The organism is Micromonospora sp. NPDC023644, from assembly GCF_040640115.1.
GTDB lineage: Bacteria > Actinomycetota > Actinomycetes > Mycobacteriales > Micromonosporaceae > Micromonospora.
Window position 1 is genome coordinate 49,795 of sequence record NZ_JBFABA010000013.1, and the last position, 19,792, is coordinate 69,586.

Here is a 19,792-nt window from a genome sequence, read left to right on the forward strand (position 1 = left end):
GATCGGTAACCGCTACCAGCGGAACTGCACGTCAACGCGCTCCGACTCGGGCTCACGCCACCGGCCAGCCGGCCGAACCACCACCCGCTCCACGACCGCCCGCAGCGCCTTTCCCCGCTCCGCGTGCGTCATCTCCGGCCACAACCCGAGCAGAGCATCCACTGCGCTCGCCGCCTCGGCCGGGTCGGGTGACTCCTCCGCCGGCCCCAGCCGGGCCAGCTCCGCGACCGTCGCCCGCTCTGCATCCCGCAGCTCGGCCATCGCCTGCTGGTACACCTCGCCGGGCAAGGGATCCAACGCGTTGTTCTTCGCCAGCCGCACCATGCCCGCGCGGGCATCCTTCAGTCGCCGCTCCAACGCGCCGCGGTCCGCCCGGCCGGCGGTCAGCTTCGCCAGCCGCGCCTCCCGCGCTTCGTGGTCCGTGCGCAGGCGCGCCGCGTACTCGGCGACCTGGCGGAGCACCTCGGCCTCCACCGCGTCCAGCAGGGGGCGGCCCACACCCTCGCAGCCGCCAGCGACGCCGCCGCGGCCCATGCCGCACACCAGCCGGTCCACGAGCCCGCCATGGCGGTGGCGGTGAGGCTGCCGTTGCAGCTTGTGGCCCGCCGGGCATTCGCACAGCCCGACCAGCGACCACGTCGGCGCCAGATGCCTCGGTGGGGTCCCGGCGTCCACGACGAGGCGCTCCTGCACCCGCCGCCAGGTGTCCTCGTCGACGAGAGGTTCGTGCTGTCCGGGGAATACCTCGTCGCCCGCGACGACCTGGCCGAGATAGACGGGGTTGCGGAACAGCTTCTTGACGTTCGCGGCGATCATCGCGGTGCCGCGCACGGCCGCAAGGTAGCTGGTGATCTCGCCGATCGGGTCGCCGGCGGCGTACCGGCGGAACGCCTCGGTGATCGCGGGCCCGAGGATCGGGTCGGGCACCATCCGCTTGTCGTGGCGGGTGTATCCGAGCGGCCGGCCATGGTGCTGTCCGCGTTCGGCTCGGCGGGCGATCGTGTTGGACCAGCCTCGGCCGATCTCACGCGCCCGGTACTGGGCGACGTTGAGCATGTTGATGAGCATCATCTCGCCGGCTGGCGAGGACGTGTCGATGTGCTCGCACGCGGAGATGATCGTGACGCCGGACTGGGCGAGTTCGCGGAGCACCAGCAGGGATTCCAGCACGTCTCGACCGAACCGGGACACGTCGTAGACGGCGATGGCGTCGAGGTGCCCAGCGCGGGCCATCCGGCGGACCCGTTCGATGCCTTCGCGGGAGAAGTGGGTTCCGCTGCGGTCGATGTCCTCGACGAGGTCGACCTCGACCATCCCCATGGTGGCGCGGCGCATGGCGGCGACCTGCACGTCGGGGCTGTGGAAGTCGTTGCCGCCGCGCCCCATGAGAGCGGACACGCGGACGTAAAGCACAACTCGGCCCGGCCGGTCAGGCGCGGGCTTAGGGCGGCGGGGCATCAGTTGACGGCGCGGTCGTCCTGGTTCGGAGCCGCGCCGCGCTCCTGCTGCTCGGCAACCTGGGCGAGGTAGCGGAGTGTGGCGCGGATAGTCGTCTTCTCGGCCTCGCTGACGTCGGGGTTCGTCAGCCTCCGCATGATGACCTTCAGGTCGGGATCGAGTGGCGCGTCGCGGTTGGGGCGCGCCGCGGGGGTGGCGCTGACTCGCAGGCCGGCGGCGGTGAGGGCCTCGTCGACGTCCAGATCGAACAGCTCGGCGAAGGCTGTGACGACGACGGCGTCCTCGGGTCGGCTCTTGCCCGATTCCCATCGGATGACGGTGCCGCGGTCCACGCCGAGGCGTCGGGCCAGCTCCGATTTCGTCATGCCGACGTGCTCGCGTACGCGGGTCACATACGTGGCCCAGTTGCCACGCTCGGGTGTTGTAGTGGTCGCCACAGGCACACGGTAGAGCAATCCGTGGGGCGTTTCCGCAGGTCGGGACGGATCTGGACGGGTCGTGCGGCGCTCTTGCCGCAGCCTGATATGCCGCCGAGTCCATACCCGGACGGCCTTTTCTCCACGTTGCATGGGTGCAACGGTAGGTGACTTTCCAGGCGCTCTCAAATCACCCGAACGGCCGATGTGTTGCAGGGTTGCAACATCGAGCACTCCGGGCGTACGGTCTGTTGCATGAACGCCGCACCGACACGTAGCGACAACGCCACACCCTCACCGGTTCGGATGCGCACCACCGTCTTCGACCAGCTCGTCGACCAGCGGTGGGGGGACGTCAGCAAGACCGACCTCGCCCGCACGCTCGGCATCGAGAGGACCAACCTCTACAAGATCCGCCAGGGCAAGGTCACGCCGACCCTGGAGACCGCGATGCGGATGGCCGAGGGGCTCGGGACCACCGTCGAAGAACTCTTCGAGGTGACGTCATGACGCAGCCGACGTCCAGCGCCCACGCCTTGCCGTCGGGCCCGAGGAAGCAGATCACCGCGCTCGACCCGGACAGCCCCGCCGGGCAGGCCGCCGCCGAGTCCCTCAGCCAGGCCCTCGCCGAAATCCTGCTCGCCGTGAAGCGCCGCCGACAGGCCGGCACCGCGGCTGACGCCGCCTGAGACCCCGTCCGGGCCGCCCGGCCCGAGACGCGAACGGCGCCCCCGCTACCCGACCAAGAGCCGCAGGGACGCCCGAACGAAGGGATTAGACCATGAACCCCAACCCCAGCGCCGTCGACCACATGGGCCGCTGCCAACTCAACGACAGCTACCACAGCCCGGCCAGCGAACGGCCCACCCCGCCAGCCGCCACGGTCATCCCCACCGGCGAGCTGCTCGCCACCGACAAGACCCAGCGCGAGATCGGCTACCGCTGGACCGTCACCGGCGAGCACGGCCAGGTCTCCTACGACCTGCTCGGCAACCACCTCGCCCTGCTCGACCCGGCCGGCGACGTCATCGACTCGATGGGCAAGCGCTGGGCTGACGAGGTCAAGGGCGTCGCCGAGTGCGACGACGACGCGACCGTGTACGAGCTGCTCGCCGGCCACTACCGCGCAATGGTCGCCGGCGGTGCGCGATGAGCCAGACCACCGACGACCGGCGCCTCCTCGCCGACGTGCACCGCTGGGCCCGCACCAACGGCTGGGAGTGGAAGGAATACCGCTGGGAGAACGCCGACACCAGCATCACCATCCGGTCAAACGGCTTCGAACTCCGGCGCCGGAAGTCCGCGACCGGCCGTTTCGGCCCGACCGCCGGCCACATCGCCAGCAGCATCCGCCAGGCCGTGGACCTGCTCGTCGCCCTCGGCATCCTGCCGGTCTACCTGTCGTCGCAGTACGCGGCCGGCTGGCACGACGGCTACTTCGCCGATGTCGAGGACGAGACCGCCGCCGAGATTAAGGCGAGTTGGGCCACCCCGACCAAGGACACCAACCCGGACCGCCGTTGCCGGACCTGCGGCGCGACCAGCGGACTCGTGATGCTGCCCTACGGCCCGCTCGACCCGCCCGCGTGGGAGTGCACCGGAGGCCACCGATGACCGCCATCGACCTCGGCAACCTCGGCCGCATCTTCGACCGGGCCGGCGCGACCCCCGCCCCCACCAGGCCGGCCACCACGCCCGCCGACCCGCCGCAGTACCCGCACACCCCGCGGCGGCCCCGCCTCGTGCCCGCCGACTGCTACCTGCCGGGCGACCTGTCCACCGACGAGTGCGACGCCACCCGGGCCCGCATCGAGCTGGCCTACGCCCCCGTCATCCACCTCGCCCACCGGAGGGCCGCCGCATGAGCATCGTCCCCGTCACCATCTGCATGCAGGACCGCCCCGACGGCCCGATCACCGAACTGGCCGTCATCGGCGAGACCATCGCCCCCGGCCTGGCCATCACGCCGGGCATCCAGGAGGACGGCAGCCTGCACGGAGGCTGGACCATCACCCACCTGCTCAGCGGCCGGATGGTCTTCACCACCTCCGTCTGCCTCACCTGCCTGCGCATCGCGGCCCGCAAGCTCACCGAGTCGGACATCGACTGGACCCGCACCATGGAGTCCCTCGTCGCCGACCCGGTGGTCCTTCCCCTCGTCCGGGCATTCGCCATCGCCGCGAACGCCTGCGAGGGCGAGACCTGCTCGGTGCTCACCGACCAGTTGGTGGGCTGACAGGTGGCCGTCTTCGCGATCCACCACCGGCCGAAGCCCACCGTCGGGACGCCCGTCAACACCAGCTCCGACTACTGCGGCCTCTGCTGGGCGCGCCCGGGCCGGGAGCACGGCTTCGCCTGCCCAGCGGTCGCACCCCGGCCGGCCCCGTTCTTCCGCGGCCTGCTCCACGCGCTGCCGCTCGCTGTCGCCCTCGACGCCATCCTGCTGGCCCTCCTGATCTGGAGCCTCGCATGACCACCAACGACATCGACGCCATCCGCGCCCGGTCCGTCACCTTCCAGCGCATGCAGCGGGAGGCCCGTCCCGACAGGTTCTCCGGCCGGATGTCGGCCGCCGACGTGCCCGCCCTGTGCGACGAGGTCGAGCAGCTCCGCGCCGCCCAGGCCGTCTACAGCCGCGCCGTCGCCGACGCGCAGCAGGAGCGCGACGAGTTCCGCGAGGAGGCCGTCACCCTCACCACCGAGCTGGCCGACGTGCGCGCTGCCCTCGACCACGCCACCCGCGAACTCGCCGGCACCCGCGCCGACCGCGACAGCGCCGTCAAGGCCAACACCGCCTGGGCCAACCAGGCGCAGGGCAACGAGCGCGCCATCAAGCACGTTCAGGGCCTGCTGGAGTACTTGGAGCAGGGCGACTACCGGCCCCTCGCGGAGGACGAGGTCGCCAACCTGGCGCTCGACTTCAAGGCCATCCTCGCCGACCTCGGCCGGCCGGTCATCGACGACGACGAGCGCCCCGAGACCCGGGCCGTCGAGACCGTCGCGCTGCCGGGGGTGTCGCTGTGACCGCCCCCGCGCCCATGCGCATCACCACCGTCCAGTACCTCCGCGCCGCCGCAGCCACCCGCCTCGGCCTCGACACCCACCCCGGCGCCGACGACAACTGGTCGCCCCTCGCCGCCCTGCGCGACGAGCCCGCCACCAGCCGCCCCGACCTCACCGCCACCGCCCTCATCACGCCCATCCGCCGGCCCGCCGCCGCACTCGCCGCCGTCGCCTACCGGCCCGTCGTCGACGAGCACCTCGGCGTGCTGATCGTCGGCCCGCTGGAGCCCGCCCGCATCGCCGACCACCTCGCCGCAGGAGGTACCCGGTGACCGCCCCCACCGTCGACCTCGACTGGCGGCTCCGCGGCAAGTGCCGCGGCGTCGACCCCGACGAGATGTACCCCGAGCGGGTCGCCGACGAGCCCCGCGCCAAGGCCCGCTGCAACGGCTGCCCCGTCGCCACCGAGTGCTTCATCGAGTCCATCCGCACCCACGACTTCGAGGGCGTCCGCGCCGGCATGACCGGCAAGGAGCGCAAGGAGTGGGCCAAGGCGAACCTCCCCGCCTCCCGCACGTGCCGGGGCTGCCGCAAGCCGTTCAGACCCCGCACCCACAACCAGCAGCGCTGCACCGGCTGCTCCCGCGAGCACAACTACCACAAGCCGGCCGTCGCATGAGCACCACGGTCAAGCACCCGCCCGGCAACGGCACCACCACCAGCCCCTGCCGGCACTGGATCGGCGCCGAGGGCCGCGAGTGCGGCAGCCAGGTCGGCGTCCGCGCCTTCATCCAGGGCCCCCGCTGCCCCATCCACGACCCCAACGTCTTCACGGGAGGCCAGCCGTGACCACCCAGCAGCGATTCACCTGCACCTACTGCGACCTCGGCGAGACGCTCCCCGGCAGCGCGGACAAGCCGTTCGCCGTCGAGGAGGTTGCCCGCGTCGCCGGCTGGCGGCTCGGCGTCGACGGCAAGGGCGAGAAGGTGTCGTACTGCCCGGAGTGCAGCGGTGTCGACCCCGACTACTGGGACTCGCGGACGCTCGCCGTGGCCAACATGGCGGGCATCGGCGCCGGCACCGAGCACCGGTGGGGTGCGGCGTGACGACCACCGAGGTGCTCGTTACCGAGCCCGGCATCCACCCGGACATGCCGGAGAACGTCTACCACGCCGACCCCGTCCCCGGCGGCAGCCTCTCGTCGTCGGGCGCCCGGAAGCTCGTCCCGCCGAAGACCCCCGCCCACTACCGGCACGACGTCGACAACCCGCCGCCGTCCCGCGAGGACTTCGACCTCGGCAAGGCGTTCCACACCCGCGTGCTCGGCGTCGGCGCCGCCATCGTCGTCGTCGACGCCAAGACGTGGCAGACCAAGGCCGCGAAGGAAGCCCGCGCCGAGGCGTACGCCGCCGGCAAGGTGCCGCTGCTCGCCCACCAGGCCGAGCAGGTCGACGCGATGGCCGCCGCCGTCCGCCGCCACCCGCTCGCCGCGGCGCTGCTGTCCAAGGGCCAGCCCGAGCAGTCGCTGTTCTGGACCGACGAGCGCACCGGCATCTGGCGCCGCGCCCGCCTCGACTGGCTGCGCACCGACGCCATCGTCGACCTCAAGAGCTGCGAGTCCGCCGACGAGGAACACGTCGCCAAGGCCATCGCCCGCTACGGCTACCACGCCCAAGCCGACTACTACCTCGACGGCGCCCGGACGCTCGGCCTCGGCGACCTGCCGTTCCTGTTCGTGTTCGTCGAGAAGGCCCCACCGCACCTCGTGCACGTCGTGCAGCTCGGCCCCGACGAACTCGCCGCCGGCCGCCACCTCAACAACAAGGCCATCGACAAGTTCGCCGAGTGCCAACGCACCGGCGAGTGGCCCGGCTACCCGGCCGACATCACCACCATCTCGCTGCCCCCGTACGCCCTCCGAGCCCTGGAGTTCTGATGAGCGACATCGCCGTCCGCGCCGACCAGCACCTCGCCGTCCCCACCGGCACCGAACCCGCCACCGCCCAGCTCGTCCAGTGGGCCCAGGCCGCCCACGCCGCGCACAGCCTCGCCGAGGGCATCTGCAACACCGCCGTCGCCCCGCAGGCCTACCGCGGCAAGCCCGCCGAGGCCGCCGCCGCCATCCTCGCCGGCGCCGAGGTCGGCCTCAGCCCCATCGCCTCGCTGCGGGCCTTCGACAACATCCAGGGCACCCCCGCCCCGAAGGCCATCACGCTGCGGGCCATCGCCCAGGGCCTCGGCCACGAGGTGAAGGTCCAGGAGTCCAGCCCCGAGCGGGCCGTCGTCGTCGGCCGCCGCAAGGACGACAGCGAGTGGCAGACCTCCACCTGGACGATCGAGCGCGCCCAGCAGATGGGGCTGACCAGCAAGTCGCAGTGGAAGCAGCAGCCCGCCGCCATGCTCGTCGCCCGCGCCACCGCCGAGGTGTGCCGGTGGATCGCATCCGACGCGATCATGGGCATGCCCTACACCGCCGAGGAGATCCGCGACCAGGGCGTCACCGTCGAGCACCGGCCCGCGCCGCGGCTCGTCTCCGCCGCCGACTTCATCGAGCCGACCGCCGCCGACGAGCAGCCGCTCACCGCCGCCGAGGTGCTCGACGAGATCGCCGCCGCGCAAACCCAGGAACGCCTCGACGAGATCAAGGCCGTCTGCCAGCAGAACGGCATCCGCGACCCGCAGGTGCTCGACGCCTGGTCCGCCCGCTCCGCCCAGCTCGCCGAGGCGGCCTGAGCCATGACCATCATCATCACCGAAGGCCCCACGGCCAAAGCCCTCGGCCACACCGACTACGAGCGGCACCGCCGCCGGCAGATCGCCTACGGCCGATGGAACCGTTGGGTCGACCCGGCACCCGTCCGCGAGCACATCCTCGCCCTGCGCCGCCGCGGCATCGGCCGGGACACCCTCGCCCGCAACGCCGGCGTCACCGAGCACACCATCCGCCGCATCCTGGGCGGCAAGACCACCAAGGTCCACGTCACCTGCGCGCGGAAGCTCCTCGCCGTCACCAACCCGCAGATGCCCTACGTCGACGCCACCGGTTCCCGGCGTCGCCTTCAGGCACTCGGCACGCTCGGCTGGGACCAGTCCACTCTCTCCGCCCGCATCGGCTGGAGCGTCGGCAACCTCAACCTGATCGTCAGCGGCCGGCGGAAGAACGTCACCCCGGCCACCGCCGACCTGATCCACCAGCTCTACGAGGAGCTGTCGCCGGTGCCGGCACCGGCTGGCTACCCGGCGTCCCGGGCCAAGGTGTCCGCCCGACGCCACGGCTGGGCCCCGCCGCTCGCCTGGGACGACATCGACGACCCCAACGAGCAGCCCAACCTCGGCGGCCCCGACACCGACGAGCTGGTCGACGAGGTCGCCGTGCGCCGCGCCCTCGAAGGCGACCGGGTTCGCCTCACCGAAGCCGAGCGGGTCCATGCCTTCCGCATCGGCCTCAAGCGCGGCATGACCGCCACCGCCATCGGCACCCACCTGCGCCTCTCCGGCGGCCACGCCCGCCGCATCGTCCGCCAGCTCACCGACCAGGCCGCCTGATGACGGCCCGCCCCGCCCGGACCAGGCCGGCACCGCGCATCGAGCGCGCGACGGGGCCCCACCACACGACCAGCACGACCACGACCAGGGGGGACCTGATGACCAGCACCACCCCGAGCGCCGGCGGGATCCTCGCCGCCGCTGACGCCTTGCAGGGCCCTCAGCAGACCTTCAACCGCGAGCAGGTCGCCTACCTGATGCACCTCGCCTACGAGTCCGGGCGCACCGCCGAGTACGTCGCCGACGTCGCCGAGCTGCACGCCACCTGGGCCCGCCATCCGCAGCAGCGGACCACCGCCGAGGAGCGCTACCAGCAGCGCATGGCAGAGATGCCCGCCTGCGCCGCCCAGATCAACGCCGAACTCGGCAGACCGCCCGGCTACCGCTACGACGGCGGGCCCGTCGACTGGGAGACCGGCCGCCCGCTGGCCCCCGGCGAGCAGGTGACGGCATGACCGTCGACATCGACTGGGAGGGCATGGACACCGTGGCGCCGGAAGAACCCAACCCGTTCGACCCCGACCGGCACCCGGAAGAGCACGCCGCCTGGGAGAAGCAGACCGCCTCCGCCCGCGCCCAGGTCGAAGCCGCCCGCGTCCGGCAGCGCGAAGAGCTGGTCCGCCAGCGTGAGGAGCGCAAGGCGCGCTACCTCGAGGAGGAGACCGAGCGGGAACTCATCCGGCTCAAGGCCCGTGCCGCCGCCCAAGCCACCTACGACGAAGAGCAGGCGGTGCTGGCCAAGGCCCAGGCCGACGACGCGGCCCGCGTGCACGACGGCGCGAGCTTCCTGCTCGACCTGCCGCCGACGCCCCCGGCGCTGTGGGGCAAGGGCGAGGACATCCTGTGGGCCCGCGGCGAAGCACTGATGATCGCCGGCCCGCAGGGCGTCGGGAAGACCACCATCGCCGGGCAGCTCCTGCGCGCCGTCGCCGGCATCTCCGGCGAGGTGCTCGGCTTCCCCGTCGAGCCGTGCGAGCAGCGGGTGCTGTACCTGGCGATGGACCGGCCCGAGCAGGCCCGCCGCAACCTCGCCCGCATGTTCGCCGACGCCGAAGAGGAGATTGGCCGCTCCTACCTCGCCGAGGTGCTGCGGTTCTGGTCCGGGCCGCCGCCGACGGACTTCGCCGCCGACCCGGCCGGCCTGCTGCGCCTGGCCCAGCAGCACGGCGCCGATGTGGTGTTCGTCGACAGCCTCAAGGACGCCGCGGTGGGCCTGTCGAAGGACGAGGTCGGCGCCGGCTACAACCGGGCCCGCCAGCTCGCCCTCGCCGAGGGTGTCCAGATCGTCGAGCTGCACCACGTGGTGAAGAGCGGCGCGGACGGCGGGAAGCCGAACAACATCAACGGCATCTACGGCTCGACGTGGCTCACGTCCGGCTGCGGCTCGGTGGTGCTGCTGTGGGGCGACCCGGGCGACCCGGTCATCGACTTCACCCACCTGAAGCAGCCCATGAACGAGGTGGGGCCGCTGCGGGTGCTGCACAACCGGGAGACCGGCCTGTCGGAGGTGTTCCACAACGAGGACACCGACGTGATGGTGCTGGCCCGCCGCTGCGTGACCGACGGGATCTCGGCGAACGAGGCGGCGGGGCGGATCTTCTCGACGGAGAAGCCGACCGCGGCGCAGGTGGAGAAGGCCCGCCGGAAGCTGCGCGAGCTGGTGAAGCAGGGCCTGTTGACGGAGCGCGCCGAGACGGGCGGGAAGGGCGGCCGGGGTCACGGAACCCGCTGGTTCGCCGCCGCTCCCGCGTCCTGGATGCCCGATTCGGAGGCCAGCGATGACCGACACGAGCGGTGACATGTCAGCCACGAAGCGTGGCGAAGAAACTCACGGAGAAAGTCACACGTCGATGTCTGGCCGAAAGTCACGGGGAAAGTCACGCGTCGATACATCCGCCGAGTTTCCGCAGGTCAGAAACTCACGCGGCCCGGAAGAGAAAGTCACGCGGCCCCTCCCTCGGAAAGTCACGTTTTCCGGCCTCTCTATAGGGAGGCCGGAACGTGACCCGAGAGGGGGGAGAGATCAACAAAACACCCCCAGCGCGGAGCCCGAGCCCGTCGGCCCCATCGCCGAGGAAGTGCTCGACCGGCTCGCAGCGCAACAGGCCGACCCAGACCTCGCCGCCCGCCAGCGCGCCGCCCTCAACCGCCTCGCCCGCCAGACACCCGCCCTCCGACGACAGGAGCAACCGTGAGCCCCGACTACTACGCCGAGTGCACCTGCGACATCAACAGCGACCCCGGCCCCCACCGCCCCTACTGCGCCACCGAGCAGACCCCGCCCGCCGAGCAGACCGACGACGCCGAGGTGACCCGATGACCCAGCCCGACATGCCCACCGTCCGTCCCGGCCAGGTCTGGGCCGACAACGACCCGCGCGGCTACGGCCGCCAGATCCGCGTCATCGCCATCGAACCCGCCCAGCCCGCCAAGCCCCACCACCGCGCCGTCCCCGCCCGGGCCCTCGTCGAGCAGGTGACGGCCCGCACCCACGACGACGGCCAGCCCGGGCGCCGCACCCGGATCCGGCTCGACCGGTTCCGCCCGACCAGCACCGGCTACCGGCTCGTCCAGGACGCCGAGGCGCAGCCGTGACCCGCTACGACACCGGTCGCCGCTTCGAGTGGAAGACCCGCGACGACATGACGGCCAACGGCTACGACGTGCTCCGCGCCGCCGGCAGCAAGGGCGGCACGAAGATCGACCTCGTCGGGTTCAAGCCCGGCCAGCTCCTCGTCGTCCAGTGCAAGGAAGACGGCAAGCTCGGCCCCGCCGAATGGAACCGGGTGCACGAGGTCGCCGGCTGGGTCGGCGCCATCCCGCTGCTCGCCGCCAACGGGCCCCGCGGACGCGGCGTCACCTACACCCGGCTCCTCGGCCCGAAGATCCCCCGTGCCCGCACCCAGCCGTGCGAGCCGTTCCACCTCGACGAGATCGCCGCCGCAGCGCGGTGGACCGATGAGGAGCTGGACGACTGCGCGTTCTGCGTCGTCTCCCCTCGGCGGCCCGCTGGCTGCCCGATCCACGACGAGCCCGCGCCGGTGGTGGTGCCGCACCAGACCGGCCACACCGACCACCTCGACCCGGAGACGTTGGCCGCCCATCACGGCGTGGAACGGCCCCGCCGAACGATCCGACTGCGCCAGCACGTACGCGATGCACTCGCCGATGACAGCCAGCCGTAGCCCCAGAAGCACTGCTCAGAGGGCACGGATTGATCAAGGAGGGACCGAGATGACCGACAGCCCATGCGTGTTCTGCGAGATCGTTGCCGGCCGCGAACCCGCAACCCAGGTCGCGGCCGGAACCGACGCCATCGCCATTCGACCGCTCAAGCCCGTCGTCGCCGGGCACCTGCTCGTGCTCCCGGTGAAGCACGTCCGAGACGCAGCCGAAGACCCGCACGTTTCCGCCGAGACCATGCGGCTCGCGGCGGCGCTCGCCCCGATGTTCTGCCAGGGCGCGTTCAACATCATCACCTCGGCGGGCCGGGAGGCGACGCAGAGCGTCTTTCACCTCCACCTGCACATCGTGCCGCGCCGGGAGAACGACGGACTCGCGTTGCCCTGGTACTCGGGCAAGCGCCGCCAGCCCACCGGATAACTCCCAGACATCGGCACCCCTGCATCGCGATAACTGACACTCCCCGGCACCAGAAAGCCGCCAACCGCCCCGAATCAGACACCAGAAGCGCCGGATCTATCTCAATAGCTACGGCACCGCAGGTCACAGCACCCGAAAGGACGAGAGATGACCGAGATTCGCTTCGCCCACCGCGACGCCTCGTACCTTGACCACCCGGGCCAGGCATGGAGGTACCACGCCCAGGCCGCCCCGGGCCGGTGGTTCGCCGCATGCCGTGACGGCGACGAGTCGTCCCGCACCACGATCATGCTCGACTCCTTCCTGACGGAGCAGGCGGACCGAATCCCCGAGAAGGCGATCTGCAAGCGCCCCGCCTGCTACCGGAAGTGGCACGAGGCGCGGGAGGCCACCGCGTGATCACCCTGCCGCCGCTGGTCGCGTACCTCCGCGTCAGCACCGACCGCCAAGCCGAAGACGGCTTCGGCCTCGACGTCCAGACCGAAGCCATCAAGGCGTGGGCCAAGACCAACAAGCGGCGCATCATCGACTGGCACCGCGACGACGCCAGCGGCACCCTCGCCGAACGCGACGGCTGGGCCGACGTCGAACACGACATCGCCACCAAGCGCGCCGGCGGCGTCGTGATGTTCAAGCTCGACCGCCTCGCCCGCGACATGATGATCCAAGAGACCTTCATGCAGGCCATCTGGAAGCTCGACGGCGAGGTCTACTCCACCGCCCCGAACGAGAACAACCTCCGCGACGACCCGGAAGACCCCACCCGCAAGTTCGTGCGCCGGATGTTCGGCCTGATGGCCGAGTACGAGCGGGACATGATCGTGCTCCGCATGCGGCGCGGCCGGCGCATGAAGGCCACCAAAGGCGGCTTCGCCTACGGCAGCCCGGCGTTCGGGCAGCGGTCCGTCAACAAGCAGCTCGTCAAGGACCCCACCGAGCAGGCCACCATCCGCCGCCTGCTGGAGCTGAGCCGTGCCGGGGCGTCCACGCGGCAGGTCGCCGCCGCACTCAACGCCGAAGGCCGCACCACCAAGCGCGGCCGGCGGTGGACGTCGGCGGGGGTGTCAGACGTGCTGCGTCGCCAGGCCACCGGCCGCCACCGAGGCAAGGCCCCAACCCCGTAGACGCCGGTGGGCCTCCCGGCTGCACACCAGGAGGCCCACCCCGAGCACCCCGCAGGCGCCCGCCTTGATCGCAGGCCAGCCTACAACCGGGGGGACACCGTGACCTCGACCCTTTGCATCGCCGACCACTGCGGCATCACCGGCCAGCACGCCGAAGGCTGCACCGACACGAAATGCCGCGGCTGCCTGCCCCGCCCGGCCGCCGACGGGCTGCGCCTGTGCGAGGTGGACACCCGGCGTCTCGCCGAGGACGCCCGCACCGCCGCCGTGCTCCACGAAGAACTCGCGCTGACCCTCATCCGCCGGGGACGGGGCGGGGAGCGGGTGGCGTCGTCGAGCCTGTCCGCGCCGGTGCCCGACGACGAGGTGATGGAGGCCCGGCAGGCGATCCGAGCCACCCTCGTGTCGCTGGTGCGGATCATCGCCGACGAGAGGGGCCTTCATTTGCCCGCTGACGAGGTTTCAGCCCTCGGTGCATACGTCGCCCACCATGCGGTGTGGTTGGCCGCTCACGGGGCCGCTGACGAGCACGCGCGGGATCTGCGGGACATCGCCGGTGATCCGCGCACCCGACGCCTCGCCTACCCGGCCGGCACCGACCGGCTCTACATCGGCGACTGCCCGCTGATCGTGGCCGACCTCGACGGCGCCAACCCGGGCCCGTGCGGCACGCGGCTGCACGCGTACGGCGACCAGCCGTTCGTGCAGTGCACCGGCTGCGGCACGGAGGAGACCGTTGAGTGGTGGCAGCGGCAGCTCGTCGGCGAGGCCCCGGTCGAGGTGGACGCGTACACGGCGGCGGCTGACCTGTCGCTGCGGCACCGGCGGGAGGTGACGCCGGCGATGCTGCGGAAGTGGGCGTTCAAGGGCGACGTCAAGCCGCTGGGCAAGGACGGGAAGGGGCGGACGGTGTTCGACCTGAACGAGCTGCGCGGGCACGCCAAGAAGCTGTGGGAGCAGGTGGCAGCGTGAGCGACATGGATGACCTGGCGACCTGGCTGCGCGCCCAGCTCGACGATGACGAGCGGGTGGCACGCGAGGCGCTACACCCCGATGCCGCCAACCCAGGCGTTTGGACTACCGAGCACCACAACTCCGAGCACCACAGCGAGCCGAACCGCTGCCACATCGCCGAGGACCGCAGCGGCCACTACTGGACGGTGGCACGTGAGGTGTTCATCCCCAACGCCGAGCACATGGCGCGCTGGGATCCGGGGCGGGTGCTGGCCGAGGTGGACGCCAAGCAGCGCATCCTCGACGACTGCGAAGAGCGCCGAAGCATCCAGGCCCGACGTCTGATGCAGCTCATCGCCCTGCCGTACGCCGACCGGCCCGGCTACCGAGACGAATGGCGACCCTGAGCGCGTCAACTTGACTCCGGCGCAGAACACCCCCACCATTAGGGTGGCTTGAACTGGCGTAGCGGTTCGAGCCTTTTTGCTATCCAGCCAAGGTGCTGGAAGCAGAAGCCCCGGCGAGTGCTGGTAACACTCCCGGGGCGTGGCCGACTGTAGAGGAGTCGACGTGGCCAAGCGTACAAGCAAGCCTGTCCGTCCCACCGGCGGGTACAGCGACCTGGCGCAAGCGGTGTCCCTCGGGATCTCAGCGGGCGCCGTGCATCGGCAGCGCATGAAGGAACTGAGTACGGCGCTGAAGTCGCTGGGCTCGGTGGTCTACTTCATCAAGTTCGGGCCGTACGTGAAGATCGGGTACAGCACCCAGCTTCACGGCCGACTCCGAGCACTGGGCAAGCCAACCACCGACGTGCTGGCGGTGATCCCCGGCGGCTACGCCGAAGAGCAGGAACTGCACACGAGATTCAAGAAGGCCCGGGTCATCAACGAGCTGTTCCATGCCACGCCTGAGCTGGTCGAGTTCATCAACGAGATCAGGACCAAGGCTGGCGTGGAGCCGATCCGCGCCGCATAGAACGTCAGCTTTGAAGCCCCGTCAGCGTCTCTACGCCGGCGGGGCTTCGTCGTGCCCGGCTCGGGGCGGGGGGTCAGCGGGCAGGCCAGGCAAGCGGGGCCCGGCCTGCCCGCACACCCGGCGGGAGGTGGAGGCGCGATGAGCACCCAGCACGTCGTGCCCATCAACGACCTCATCGAGCACGACAGCAGCGGCGGACAGGACTGCGTGTGCGGTCCGACCACCGAGCCGGTCAAGGCCGAGGACGGGGCGATGGGCTGGGTGGTCGTTCACCACAGCCTCGACGGACGCGAGCTGCACGAGCAGAGGTGACAAGTGCCCGCCCCTCGCAACACCGCCATCCGCGACCGGCACCGCGCCACCATCGCCCGAGGTAAGCCACCATGCGGGATCTGCGGCGACACCATCGACTACTCGCTGACCGTTGCACCAGGCGAGCACGGCAAGCGCTGCACCGGGCCGACCTGCACTGGCTGCGTGCCGCACCCCATGAGCTACGTCGTCGACCACGTCATCCCCGTCAACCGCGGCGGTCCCGACATCCTGGCCAACAAGCAGGCAGCCCATCGCATGTGCAACCGAGCCAAGAGCGACCGCACCGACGGCGGCCCGATCCTCCGACGCTCCGGCAGCCTGACCCGACCAAACCGGACATAGGGGGAGGTCCCCCACCCCCACCCCCGGCCCGCGTCTCCCGGCTTAGGCGGGATCTCTCTCCGGGCTTCTTTCCACCAGGAGGTGACCATGCCCCCTCGTTCTCGCAAGGCTCTGCGCGTGGTCGCCCCTGGCGAGGCTGCGACGCCGACGAAGCCGAAGACGGTCACCGAGGCCGCGGACAAGGGCACGACTCGTGAGCTGCTGGTGGCGATGCGGGCCCGGATCGCTAAGGCGGTCGAGGACCCGAACACACCGGCCCGGGACCTGGCGGCGCTGACGAAGCGGCTGGTCGAGGTGGTGCGGGACATCGAGGCGATCGACGCCCGGGAGGAGCAGGAGGCGGAGCGTGGCGGTCCGGTCTCCGACGAGGCGTTCAGCGCCGAAGCTCTCTGAGGCGGCCCGGCACGTCGTGTTCCCGTCGGGGATCGTGACGACGGGCTTCTCGGCGGTCCGCGCGAAGGGTGCGGAGCTGGGGCTGCTGTTCGATCCGTGGCAGGACGGCGCCGGCCGGCTGGCGCTCGGCAAGCGGGCCGATGGGAAGTACGCGGCGACGGTCGGCGGCGTGGTGCTGTCGATTCCGCGGCAGGTCGGGAAGACGTACTTCGTCGGCGCCCTGGTCGTGATCCTGTGCATCCTGTTCCCGGGTCTGAAGGTCGTGTGGACGGCGCACCGCACCAGGACGGCGACGAACACGTTCCGGTCGATGCAGGGCATGGTGCGGCGGAAGAAGATCGCCCCGCACGTCGACCACATCCGCACCGCGAACGGCGAGCAGGAGATCGGCTTCCGCAACGGCAGCCTGATCATGTTCGGTGCTCGGGAGCAGGGATTCGGCCGCGGCTTCGACGAGGTCGACGTCGAGGTGTTCGACGAGGCGCAGATCCTGACGGAGAAGGCCCTCGAAGACATGATCGCCGCGACCAACCAGAGCAGGCACCCGCACGGGGCGCTGCTGTTCTACATGGGCACGCCGCCGAGGCCGGTGGACCCAGGCGAGGTGTTCGCAAACAAGCGGGCCCAGGCGCTGTCCGGCGAGTCCGACGACATGGTGTACGTCGAGTGCAGCGCCGACGAGGACGCCGACCCGGACGACCAGGAGCAGTGGGAGCGGGCGAACCCGTCGTACCCGCACCGCACGCCCCGTGAGGCGATGCTGCGGATGCGGGCGAACCTGCCGGCGGACGAGTCGTTCCTACGTGAGGGCCTCGGGATCTGGGATGCGGCGAAGGGCTCGGGTGTGATCCCGGCGCCGTCGTGGCGGGACCAGGCCGACGAGTTGTCGGTGGCGGTGGACCGGTTCGCCCTGGGTGTGGAGTGCGGCCCGGATCTGGCGTGGGCGTCGGTGGCCCTGGCCGGCCAGCGCGCGGACGGCGGCTGGCACATGGAGCTAGACGACGACCAGCACACCCGGGGCCGCGGGGTGGCGTGGCTGGTGCCGCACATCGAGGCGACCCTCGCAGCGAACCCGCAGATCCGTGCGGTGATCGTGGACGTGGGCGGGCCGATTGCCGCCCTGCTGGAGCAGCGCAACGGTCGCTGGTTCTTCAAGAACACGAAGATCGAGGTCATGCCGGTGAAGGTGGCCGAGCTGGGCGCCGGGTGCTCGCGGGTCCTCGACGGGATCGTGACCGGATGGCTCTGGCACATCGGGCAGCCGCAGTTCACGTCGGCGGCCCTGCCGGCGGGCAAGCGCCCGCTCGGTGACACGGGCATGTGGGTGTGGTCGCGCAAGACGGCCGAGTCGGACATCACGCCGATCCAGGCGGGCACGCTGGCGCTGATCGGGGCGCAGCACAGCCGGCCGCGCAAGCCCTGGCGGGGCGGTAGCGGCGTGGGACGCAGCAGCGGCAGACGGAAGGCGGTGGTGCTCTGATGATGGACCGGATCACCCTGCCGGGCGTCCCGGATGACGACAACCGCACCCTGAACGGGCTGTTGGAGCAGCTCGACGCGAAGGGGCAGCGGAACCGGCTGCGGTCGGCGTACTACGACATGAAGCGGGTCACCCGGCTCGTCGGGTCGGTGATCCCACCCCAGTATTGGGGGCTCGGCATCGTGCTGGGCTGGTCGGGCAAGGCGGTCGACATCCTCGCCCGCCGCTGCAACCTCGACGGCTTCGTGTGGCCGGACGGCGACCTGGCCAGCCTGGGCTGGGGCGAGGTGTGGGAGGGCAACAACCTCGGCTCCGAGGTGTCGCAGGGCGTTGTCTCGTCGCTGATCCACTCGACGGCGTTCGTCGTCAACACGGTCGGCGGTGACGGCGAGCCGCCGGCGCTGCTGCACTTCCGGGACGCGACCAACGCGACCGGGGTATGGAACGCGCGCCGGCGCCGGCTGGACAACCTGCTGTCCATCACGGGCCGCGACGGCGAGGGCAAGCCGACAGCGCTGGCGCTGTACCTCGAGGGCCGCACGGTCGTCGCCGAGCAGGATTCGTCGGGCTGGTCCGTGGACGTGCAGGAGCACCCGTGGGGTGTGCCGGCGGAGCCGCTGCCGTACCGGCCCCGCCTGGACCGCCCGTTCGGGTCGAGCAGGATCTCCCGCGAGGTCATGAACCTCCAAGACCAGGCCACCCGGGCGCTGATCCGTCTGGAGGCGCACAGCGACATCTACGCCATCCCCGACCTGTGGCTGCTCGGCGCCGACGAGAGCATCTTCAAGAACGCCGACGGGACCACGAAGGCCGCGTGGCAGGTCGTGATGGGCCGCATCAAGGGCGTCCCGGATGACGACGACGCCACGCAGCCACGGGCGGACGTGAAGCAGTTCCCGGCGTCGTCGCCGGAGCCGCACCTGGCGGCGCTGAACGCGTTCGCGAAGATGTTCGCCCGCGCCACGTCGCTGCCGGATACGGCGGTGGCGATCACCGACCTGGCGAACCCGACCAGCGCGGAGGCGTACGACGCGTCGCAGCACGAGCTGATCGCGGAGGCGGAGGGAGCGACGGACGACTGGGCGCCGTACCTGCGGCGGGCGGCGGTGCGGGCTCTGGCCATGGCGAACGGCGTCACCGCCGACGACATCCCGCCGGAGTGGGCGACGATCCAGCCGCGCTGGCGTGACCCGCGGTTTCTGTCGCGGGCGGCGCAGGCCGACGCGGGCATGAAGCAGCTCAGCGCGATCCCGTGGCTGGCCGAAACCGAGGTGGGGCTGGAACTGCTCGGCCTCGACCGGCAGCAGATCGCCCGCGCGTTGGCGGACCGCCGGCGGGCGCAGGCTCAGCAGCGGCTGACGGCCCTCGCGGCGGCGGCGCAGGCGGCCCGGCAGGATCCGGTGGTGACCGGTGGCGACGCCGGCTGAGGTTGCCGCCTACCGGTCGTCGCAGCAGGACGTGGTGGCTCTGGCGCGCCGCGAACTGGCCGCGTGGTGGGCGATGCTCGACGTGTCGGACCCGCGGGCGGTGGTGGCGGCGTTGGAGGCGTTCCTGGTCGAGTTGGTCGCCGCGTACGGGGATCTGGCAATGACCGTGGCGGCGGACTGGTACGACCAGCAGCGCGAGCAGGCACAGGCTCCCGGGGCGTTCCGGGCGACGCTGCCCGAAGCGCTGCCGGACGAGCAGGTCCGGGCGGTCGCTCGGTGGGCTGTCGGGCCGCTGTTCGGCGCCACCGACAGCGCAAAGGCCCTCGGGCTGGCGTCGGGCGCGGTGCAGCGCCTGGTGCAGCAAGGCGGCCGGAACACCCTCTACCGCAACGTGCGTCGCGATCCGTCGGAGCCGCGGTGGGCTCGGGTGCCGCAGGGCGCCGACACGTGCGCGTGGTGCCGGATGCTGGCCAGCCGCGGCGCGGTATACCTCAGCCGCGAGTCGGCCGGCGGCGACGACAACCACTGGCACAACGAGTGTGACTGCCAGCCGGTGCCGGTGTGGCGGGGCCAGCGGGAGCCGTACGACGTGGACGCGCTGCTCCAGCAGTACAACGCGGCCCGGTCGAAGGCTGGCGGCGACCCGAAGGCGATCACTGCCCAGATGCGCGAGGACCTGGGCGTCAACTGAGCTTCCCGCCGAGGGCGGGGTTACGCCGACGCGCGGCGGTCAACGCGCGGACATGCAGGAGGAAC

At 71.5% G+C, this 19,792-nt stretch carries 34 protein-coding genes; 32 read left to right on the forward strand and 2 right to left on the reverse strand.

The window, feature by feature from the left end; all coding sequences use genetic code 11:
* Positions 1-12: 12 nt before the first annotated feature.
* Together AB0G08_RS12885 and AB0G08_RS12890 are read right to left on the reverse strand one after the other, a co-directional pair.
* Positions 13-1,458 (reverse strand): recombinase family protein, encoded by a 1,446-nt coding sequence (locus AB0G08_RS12885; protein ID WP_358086740.1) that lies wholly within the window; start codon positions 1,456-1,458, stop codon positions 13-15.
* Entirely contained in the window at positions 1,458-1,895 is a 438-nt protein-coding gene (locus AB0G08_RS12890; protein ID WP_358086742.1) for a helix-turn-helix transcriptional regulator, read from the reverse strand. Before AB0G08_RS12890 ends, AB0G08_RS12885 begins: the two co-directional genes overlap by 1 nt.
* A 234-nt stretch (positions 1,896-2,129) precedes the next feature.
* Here AB0G08_RS12890 and AB0G08_RS12895 point away from each other — a divergent pair, with 234 nt between their 5' ends.
* The 32 genes from AB0G08_RS12895 (at position 2,130) to AB0G08_RS13050 (ending at position 19,727) form a co-directional block, all read left to right on the forward strand.
* Positions 2,130-2,384 (forward strand): helix-turn-helix domain-containing protein, encoded by a 255-nt coding sequence (locus AB0G08_RS12895; protein WP_358086744.1) that lies wholly within the window; start codon positions 2,130-2,132, stop codon positions 2,382-2,384.
* A complete protein-coding gene (locus AB0G08_RS12900; RefSeq protein ID WP_358086746.1) occupies positions 2,381-2,563 on the forward strand; it encodes a hypothetical protein in 183 nt (60 codons plus the stop codon). The genes AB0G08_RS12895 and AB0G08_RS12900 overlap by 4 nt, the downstream gene beginning before the upstream one ends.
* 92 nt (positions 2,564-2,655) lie before the next feature.
* Positions 2,656-3,027, forward strand: a complete 372-nt coding sequence (locus AB0G08_RS12905; protein WP_358086748.1) for a hypothetical protein — start codon at positions 2,656-2,658, stop codon at positions 3,025-3,027.
* Complete coding sequence (locus tag AB0G08_RS12910) at positions 3,024-3,488, forward strand: hypothetical protein (protein WP_358086750.1); 465 nt, start codon at positions 3,024-3,026, stop codon at positions 3,486-3,488. Before AB0G08_RS12905 ends, AB0G08_RS12910 begins: the two co-directional genes overlap by 4 nt.
* Complete coding sequence (locus AB0G08_RS12915; protein WP_358086751.1) at positions 3,485-3,739, forward strand: hypothetical protein; 255 nt, start codon at positions 3,485-3,487, stop codon at positions 3,737-3,739. The genes AB0G08_RS12910 and AB0G08_RS12915 overlap by 4 nt, the downstream gene beginning before the upstream one ends.
* Entirely contained in the window at positions 3,736-4,110 is a 375-nt protein-coding gene (locus AB0G08_RS12920; protein ID WP_358086753.1) for a hypothetical protein, read from the forward strand. The genes AB0G08_RS12915 and AB0G08_RS12920 overlap by 4 nt, the downstream gene beginning before the upstream one ends.
* 3 nt (positions 4,111-4,113) lie before the next feature.
* On the forward strand, positions 4,114-4,347 hold the full coding sequence (locus tag AB0G08_RS12925) for a hypothetical protein (protein ID WP_358086755.1): 234 nt from the start codon (positions 4,114-4,116) through the stop codon (positions 4,345-4,347).
* Positions 4,344-4,898, forward strand: coding sequence for a hypothetical protein (locus AB0G08_RS12930; RefSeq protein WP_358086757.1), 555 nt, complete (start codon positions 4,344-4,346; stop codon positions 4,896-4,898). The genes AB0G08_RS12925 and AB0G08_RS12930 overlap by 4 nt, the downstream gene beginning before the upstream one ends.
* Positions 4,895-5,209 (forward strand): hypothetical protein, encoded by a 315-nt coding sequence (locus tag AB0G08_RS12935; protein ID WP_358086759.1) that lies wholly within the window; start codon positions 4,895-4,897, stop codon positions 5,207-5,209. Before AB0G08_RS12930 ends, AB0G08_RS12935 begins: the two co-directional genes overlap by 4 nt.
* Complete coding sequence (locus tag AB0G08_RS12940; RefSeq protein WP_358086761.1) at positions 5,206-5,556, forward strand: WhiB family transcriptional regulator; 351 nt, start codon at positions 5,206-5,208, stop codon at positions 5,554-5,556. Before AB0G08_RS12935 ends, AB0G08_RS12940 begins: the two co-directional genes overlap by 4 nt.
* Positions 5,553-5,726 carry a hypothetical protein gene (locus AB0G08_RS12945; RefSeq protein ID WP_358086763.1) on the forward strand — a complete coding sequence of 58 codons (174 nt, stop codon included), beginning with the start codon at positions 5,553-5,555 and terminating at the stop codon, positions 5,724-5,726. The genes AB0G08_RS12940 and AB0G08_RS12945 overlap by 4 nt, the downstream gene beginning before the upstream one ends.
* Positions 5,723-5,983: a hypothetical protein gene (locus tag AB0G08_RS12950; RefSeq protein WP_358086765.1), complete on the forward strand. Its 261-nt coding sequence runs from the start codon at positions 5,723-5,725 to the stop codon at positions 5,981-5,983. Before AB0G08_RS12945 ends, AB0G08_RS12950 begins: the two co-directional genes overlap by 4 nt.
* On the forward strand, positions 5,980-6,813 hold the full coding sequence (locus AB0G08_RS12955) for a PD-(D/E)XK nuclease-like domain-containing protein (protein WP_358086767.1): 834 nt from the start codon (positions 5,980-5,982) through the stop codon (positions 6,811-6,813). The genes AB0G08_RS12950 and AB0G08_RS12955 overlap by 4 nt, the downstream gene beginning before the upstream one ends.
* Positions 6,813-7,610 carry a hypothetical protein gene (locus AB0G08_RS12960; RefSeq protein WP_358086769.1) on the forward strand — a complete coding sequence of 266 codons (798 nt, stop codon included), beginning with the start codon at positions 6,813-6,815 and terminating at the stop codon, positions 7,608-7,610. Before AB0G08_RS12955 ends, AB0G08_RS12960 begins: the two co-directional genes overlap by 1 nt.
* Before the next feature lie 3 nt (positions 7,611-7,613).
* Positions 7,614-8,423 (forward strand): hypothetical protein, encoded by an 810-nt coding sequence (locus AB0G08_RS12965; protein ID WP_358086771.1) that lies wholly within the window; start codon positions 7,614-7,616, stop codon positions 8,421-8,423.
* A 98-nt stretch (positions 8,424-8,521) separates the two neighbouring features.
* Complete coding sequence (locus tag AB0G08_RS12970; protein ID WP_358086772.1) at positions 8,522-8,878, forward strand: hypothetical protein; 357 nt, start codon at positions 8,522-8,524, stop codon at positions 8,876-8,878.
* Complete coding sequence (locus AB0G08_RS12975; protein ID WP_358086774.1) at positions 8,875-10,221, forward strand: AAA family ATPase; 1,347 nt, start codon at positions 8,875-8,877, stop codon at positions 10,219-10,221. The genes AB0G08_RS12970 and AB0G08_RS12975 overlap by 4 nt, the downstream gene beginning before the upstream one ends.
* A 393-nt stretch (positions 10,222-10,614) precedes the next feature.
* Positions 10,615-10,743, forward strand: a complete 129-nt coding sequence (locus AB0G08_RS12980; protein WP_358086776.1) for a hypothetical protein — start codon at positions 10,615-10,617, stop codon at positions 10,741-10,743.
* Positions 10,740-11,018, forward strand: a complete 279-nt coding sequence (locus AB0G08_RS12985; RefSeq protein WP_358086777.1) for a hypothetical protein — start codon at positions 10,740-10,742, stop codon at positions 11,016-11,018. Before AB0G08_RS12980 ends, AB0G08_RS12985 begins: the two co-directional genes overlap by 4 nt.
* Complete coding sequence (locus AB0G08_RS12990; RefSeq protein WP_358086779.1) at positions 11,015-11,608, forward strand: hypothetical protein; 594 nt, start codon at positions 11,015-11,017, stop codon at positions 11,606-11,608. Before AB0G08_RS12985 ends, AB0G08_RS12990 begins: the two co-directional genes overlap by 4 nt.
* Positions 11,609-11,657: 49 nt before the next feature.
* On the forward strand, positions 11,658-12,026 hold the full coding sequence (locus AB0G08_RS12995; protein WP_358086781.1) for an HIT family protein: 369 nt from the start codon (positions 11,658-11,660) through the stop codon (positions 12,024-12,026).
* Positions 12,027-12,173: 147 nt separating this feature from the next.
* The gene (locus AB0G08_RS13000; protein ID WP_358086783.1) at positions 12,174-12,425 is read left to right on the forward strand and encodes a hypothetical protein; all 252 of its coding nucleotides are present in this window, start codon (positions 12,174-12,176) and stop codon (positions 12,423-12,425) included.
* Positions 12,422-13,150: a recombinase family protein gene (locus tag AB0G08_RS13005; RefSeq protein WP_358086785.1), complete on the forward strand. Its 729-nt coding sequence runs from the start codon at positions 12,422-12,424 to the stop codon at positions 13,148-13,150. Before AB0G08_RS13000 ends, AB0G08_RS13005 begins: the two co-directional genes overlap by 4 nt.
* Positions 13,151-13,249: 99 nt before the next feature.
* Positions 13,250-14,122: a hypothetical protein gene (locus AB0G08_RS13010; RefSeq protein WP_358086787.1), complete on the forward strand. Its 873-nt coding sequence runs from the start codon at positions 13,250-13,252 to the stop codon at positions 14,120-14,122.
* Positions 14,123-14,127: 5 nt separating this feature from the next.
* Positions 14,128-14,511, forward strand: coding sequence for a DUF6221 family protein (locus AB0G08_RS13015; protein ID WP_358086974.1), 384 nt, complete (start codon positions 14,128-14,130; stop codon positions 14,509-14,511).
* Positions 14,512-14,674: 163 nt separating this feature from the next.
* The gene (locus AB0G08_RS13020) at positions 14,675-15,079 is read left to right on the forward strand and encodes a GIY-YIG nuclease family protein (protein ID WP_358086789.1); all 405 of its coding nucleotides are present in this window, start codon (positions 14,675-14,677) and stop codon (positions 15,077-15,079) included.
* A gap of 138 nt (positions 15,080-15,217) precedes the next feature.
* Entirely contained in the window at positions 15,218-15,391 is a 174-nt protein-coding gene (locus AB0G08_RS13025; RefSeq protein ID WP_358086791.1) for a hypothetical protein, read from the forward strand.
* Positions 15,392-15,394: 3 nt separating this feature from the next.
* Positions 15,395-15,736: an HNH endonuclease gene (locus AB0G08_RS13030; protein ID WP_358086793.1), complete on the forward strand. Its 342-nt coding sequence runs from the start codon at positions 15,395-15,397 to the stop codon at positions 15,734-15,736.
* 87 nt (positions 15,737-15,823) lie between these two features.
* Positions 15,824-16,129: a hypothetical protein gene (locus AB0G08_RS13035; RefSeq protein ID WP_358086795.1), complete on the forward strand. Its 306-nt coding sequence runs from the start codon at positions 15,824-15,826 to the stop codon at positions 16,127-16,129.
* 34 nt (positions 16,130-16,163) lie between these two features.
* The gene (locus tag AB0G08_RS13040) at positions 16,164-17,609 is read left to right on the forward strand and encodes a hypothetical protein (protein WP_358086797.1); all 1,446 of its coding nucleotides are present in this window, start codon (positions 16,164-16,166) and stop codon (positions 17,607-17,609) included.
* On the forward strand, positions 17,609-19,036 hold the full coding sequence (locus AB0G08_RS13045) for a phage portal protein (RefSeq protein WP_358086799.1): 1,428 nt from the start codon (positions 17,609-17,611) through the stop codon (positions 19,034-19,036). Before AB0G08_RS13040 ends, AB0G08_RS13045 begins: the two co-directional genes overlap by 1 nt.
* Entirely contained in the window at positions 19,020-19,727 is a 708-nt protein-coding gene (locus AB0G08_RS13050) for a hypothetical protein (protein WP_358086801.1), read from the forward strand. Before AB0G08_RS13045 ends, AB0G08_RS13050 begins: the two co-directional genes overlap by 17 nt.
* Positions 19,728-19,792: the final 65 nt, after the last annotated feature.

What these genes read in the sequence shown, in the direction of transcription:
- AB0G08_RS12885 (WP_358086740.1), bottom strand. Translation starts at nt 1,458, where the DNA reads ATGCCCCGCCGCCCTAAGCCCGCGCCTGACCGGCCGGGCCGAGTTGTG.
- AB0G08_RS12895 (WP_358086744.1), top strand. Translation starts at nt 2,130, where the DNA reads ATGAACGCCGCACCGACACGTAGCGACAACGCCACACCCTCACCGGTT.
- AB0G08_RS12900 (WP_358086746.1), top strand. Translation starts at nt 2,381, where the DNA reads ATGACGCAGCCGACGTCCAGCGCCCACGCCTTGCCGTCGGGCCCGAGG.
- AB0G08_RS12905 (WP_358086748.1), top strand. Translation starts at nt 2,656, where the DNA reads ATGAACCCCAACCCCAGCGCCGTCGACCACATGGGCCGCTGCCAACTC.
- AB0G08_RS12910 (WP_358086750.1), top strand. Translation starts at nt 3,024, where the DNA reads ATGAGCCAGACCACCGACGACCGGCGCCTCCTCGCCGACGTGCACCGC.
- AB0G08_RS12915 (WP_358086751.1), top strand. Translation starts at nt 3,485, where the DNA reads ATGACCGCCATCGACCTCGGCAACCTCGGCCGCATCTTCGACCGGGCC.
- AB0G08_RS12920 (WP_358086753.1), top strand. Translation starts at nt 3,736, where the DNA reads ATGAGCATCGTCCCCGTCACCATCTGCATGCAGGACCGCCCCGACGGC.
- AB0G08_RS12930 (WP_358086757.1), top strand. Translation starts at nt 4,344, where the DNA reads ATGACCACCAACGACATCGACGCCATCCGCGCCCGGTCCGTCACCTTC.
- AB0G08_RS12945 (WP_358086763.1), top strand. Translation starts at nt 5,553, where the DNA reads ATGAGCACCACGGTCAAGCACCCGCCCGGCAACGGCACCACCACCAGC.
- AB0G08_RS12960 (WP_358086769.1), top strand. Translation starts at nt 6,813, where the DNA reads ATGAGCGACATCGCCGTCCGCGCCGACCAGCACCTCGCCGTCCCCACC.
- AB0G08_RS12965 (WP_358086771.1), top strand. Translation starts at nt 7,614, where the DNA reads ATGACCATCATCATCACCGAAGGCCCCACGGCCAAAGCCCTCGGCCAC.
- AB0G08_RS12970 (WP_358086772.1), top strand. Translation starts at nt 8,522, where the DNA reads ATGACCAGCACCACCCCGAGCGCCGGCGGGATCCTCGCCGCCGCTGAC.
- AB0G08_RS12975 (WP_358086774.1), top strand. Translation starts at nt 8,875, where the DNA reads ATGACCGTCGACATCGACTGGGAGGGCATGGACACCGTGGCGCCGGAA.
- AB0G08_RS12985 (WP_358086777.1), top strand. Translation starts at nt 10,740, where the DNA reads ATGACCCAGCCCGACATGCCCACCGTCCGTCCCGGCCAGGTCTGGGCC.
- AB0G08_RS12995 (WP_358086781.1), top strand. Translation starts at nt 11,658, where the DNA reads ATGACCGACAGCCCATGCGTGTTCTGCGAGATCGTTGCCGGCCGCGAA.
- AB0G08_RS13000 (WP_358086783.1), top strand. Translation starts at nt 12,174, where the DNA reads ATGACCGAGATTCGCTTCGCCCACCGCGACGCCTCGTACCTTGACCAC.
- AB0G08_RS13015 (WP_358086974.1), top strand. Translation starts at nt 14,128, where the DNA reads ATGGATGACCTGGCGACCTGGCTGCGCGCCCAGCTCGACGATGACGAG.
- AB0G08_RS13025 (WP_358086791.1), top strand. Translation starts at nt 15,218, where the DNA reads ATGAGCACCCAGCACGTCGTGCCCATCAACGACCTCATCGAGCACGAC.
- AB0G08_RS13035 (WP_358086795.1), top strand. Translation starts at nt 15,824, where the DNA reads ATGCCCCCTCGTTCTCGCAAGGCTCTGCGCGTGGTCGCCCCTGGCGAG.
- AB0G08_RS13045 (WP_358086799.1), top strand. Translation starts at nt 17,609, where the DNA reads ATGATGGACCGGATCACCCTGCCGGGCGTCCCGGATGACGACAACCGC.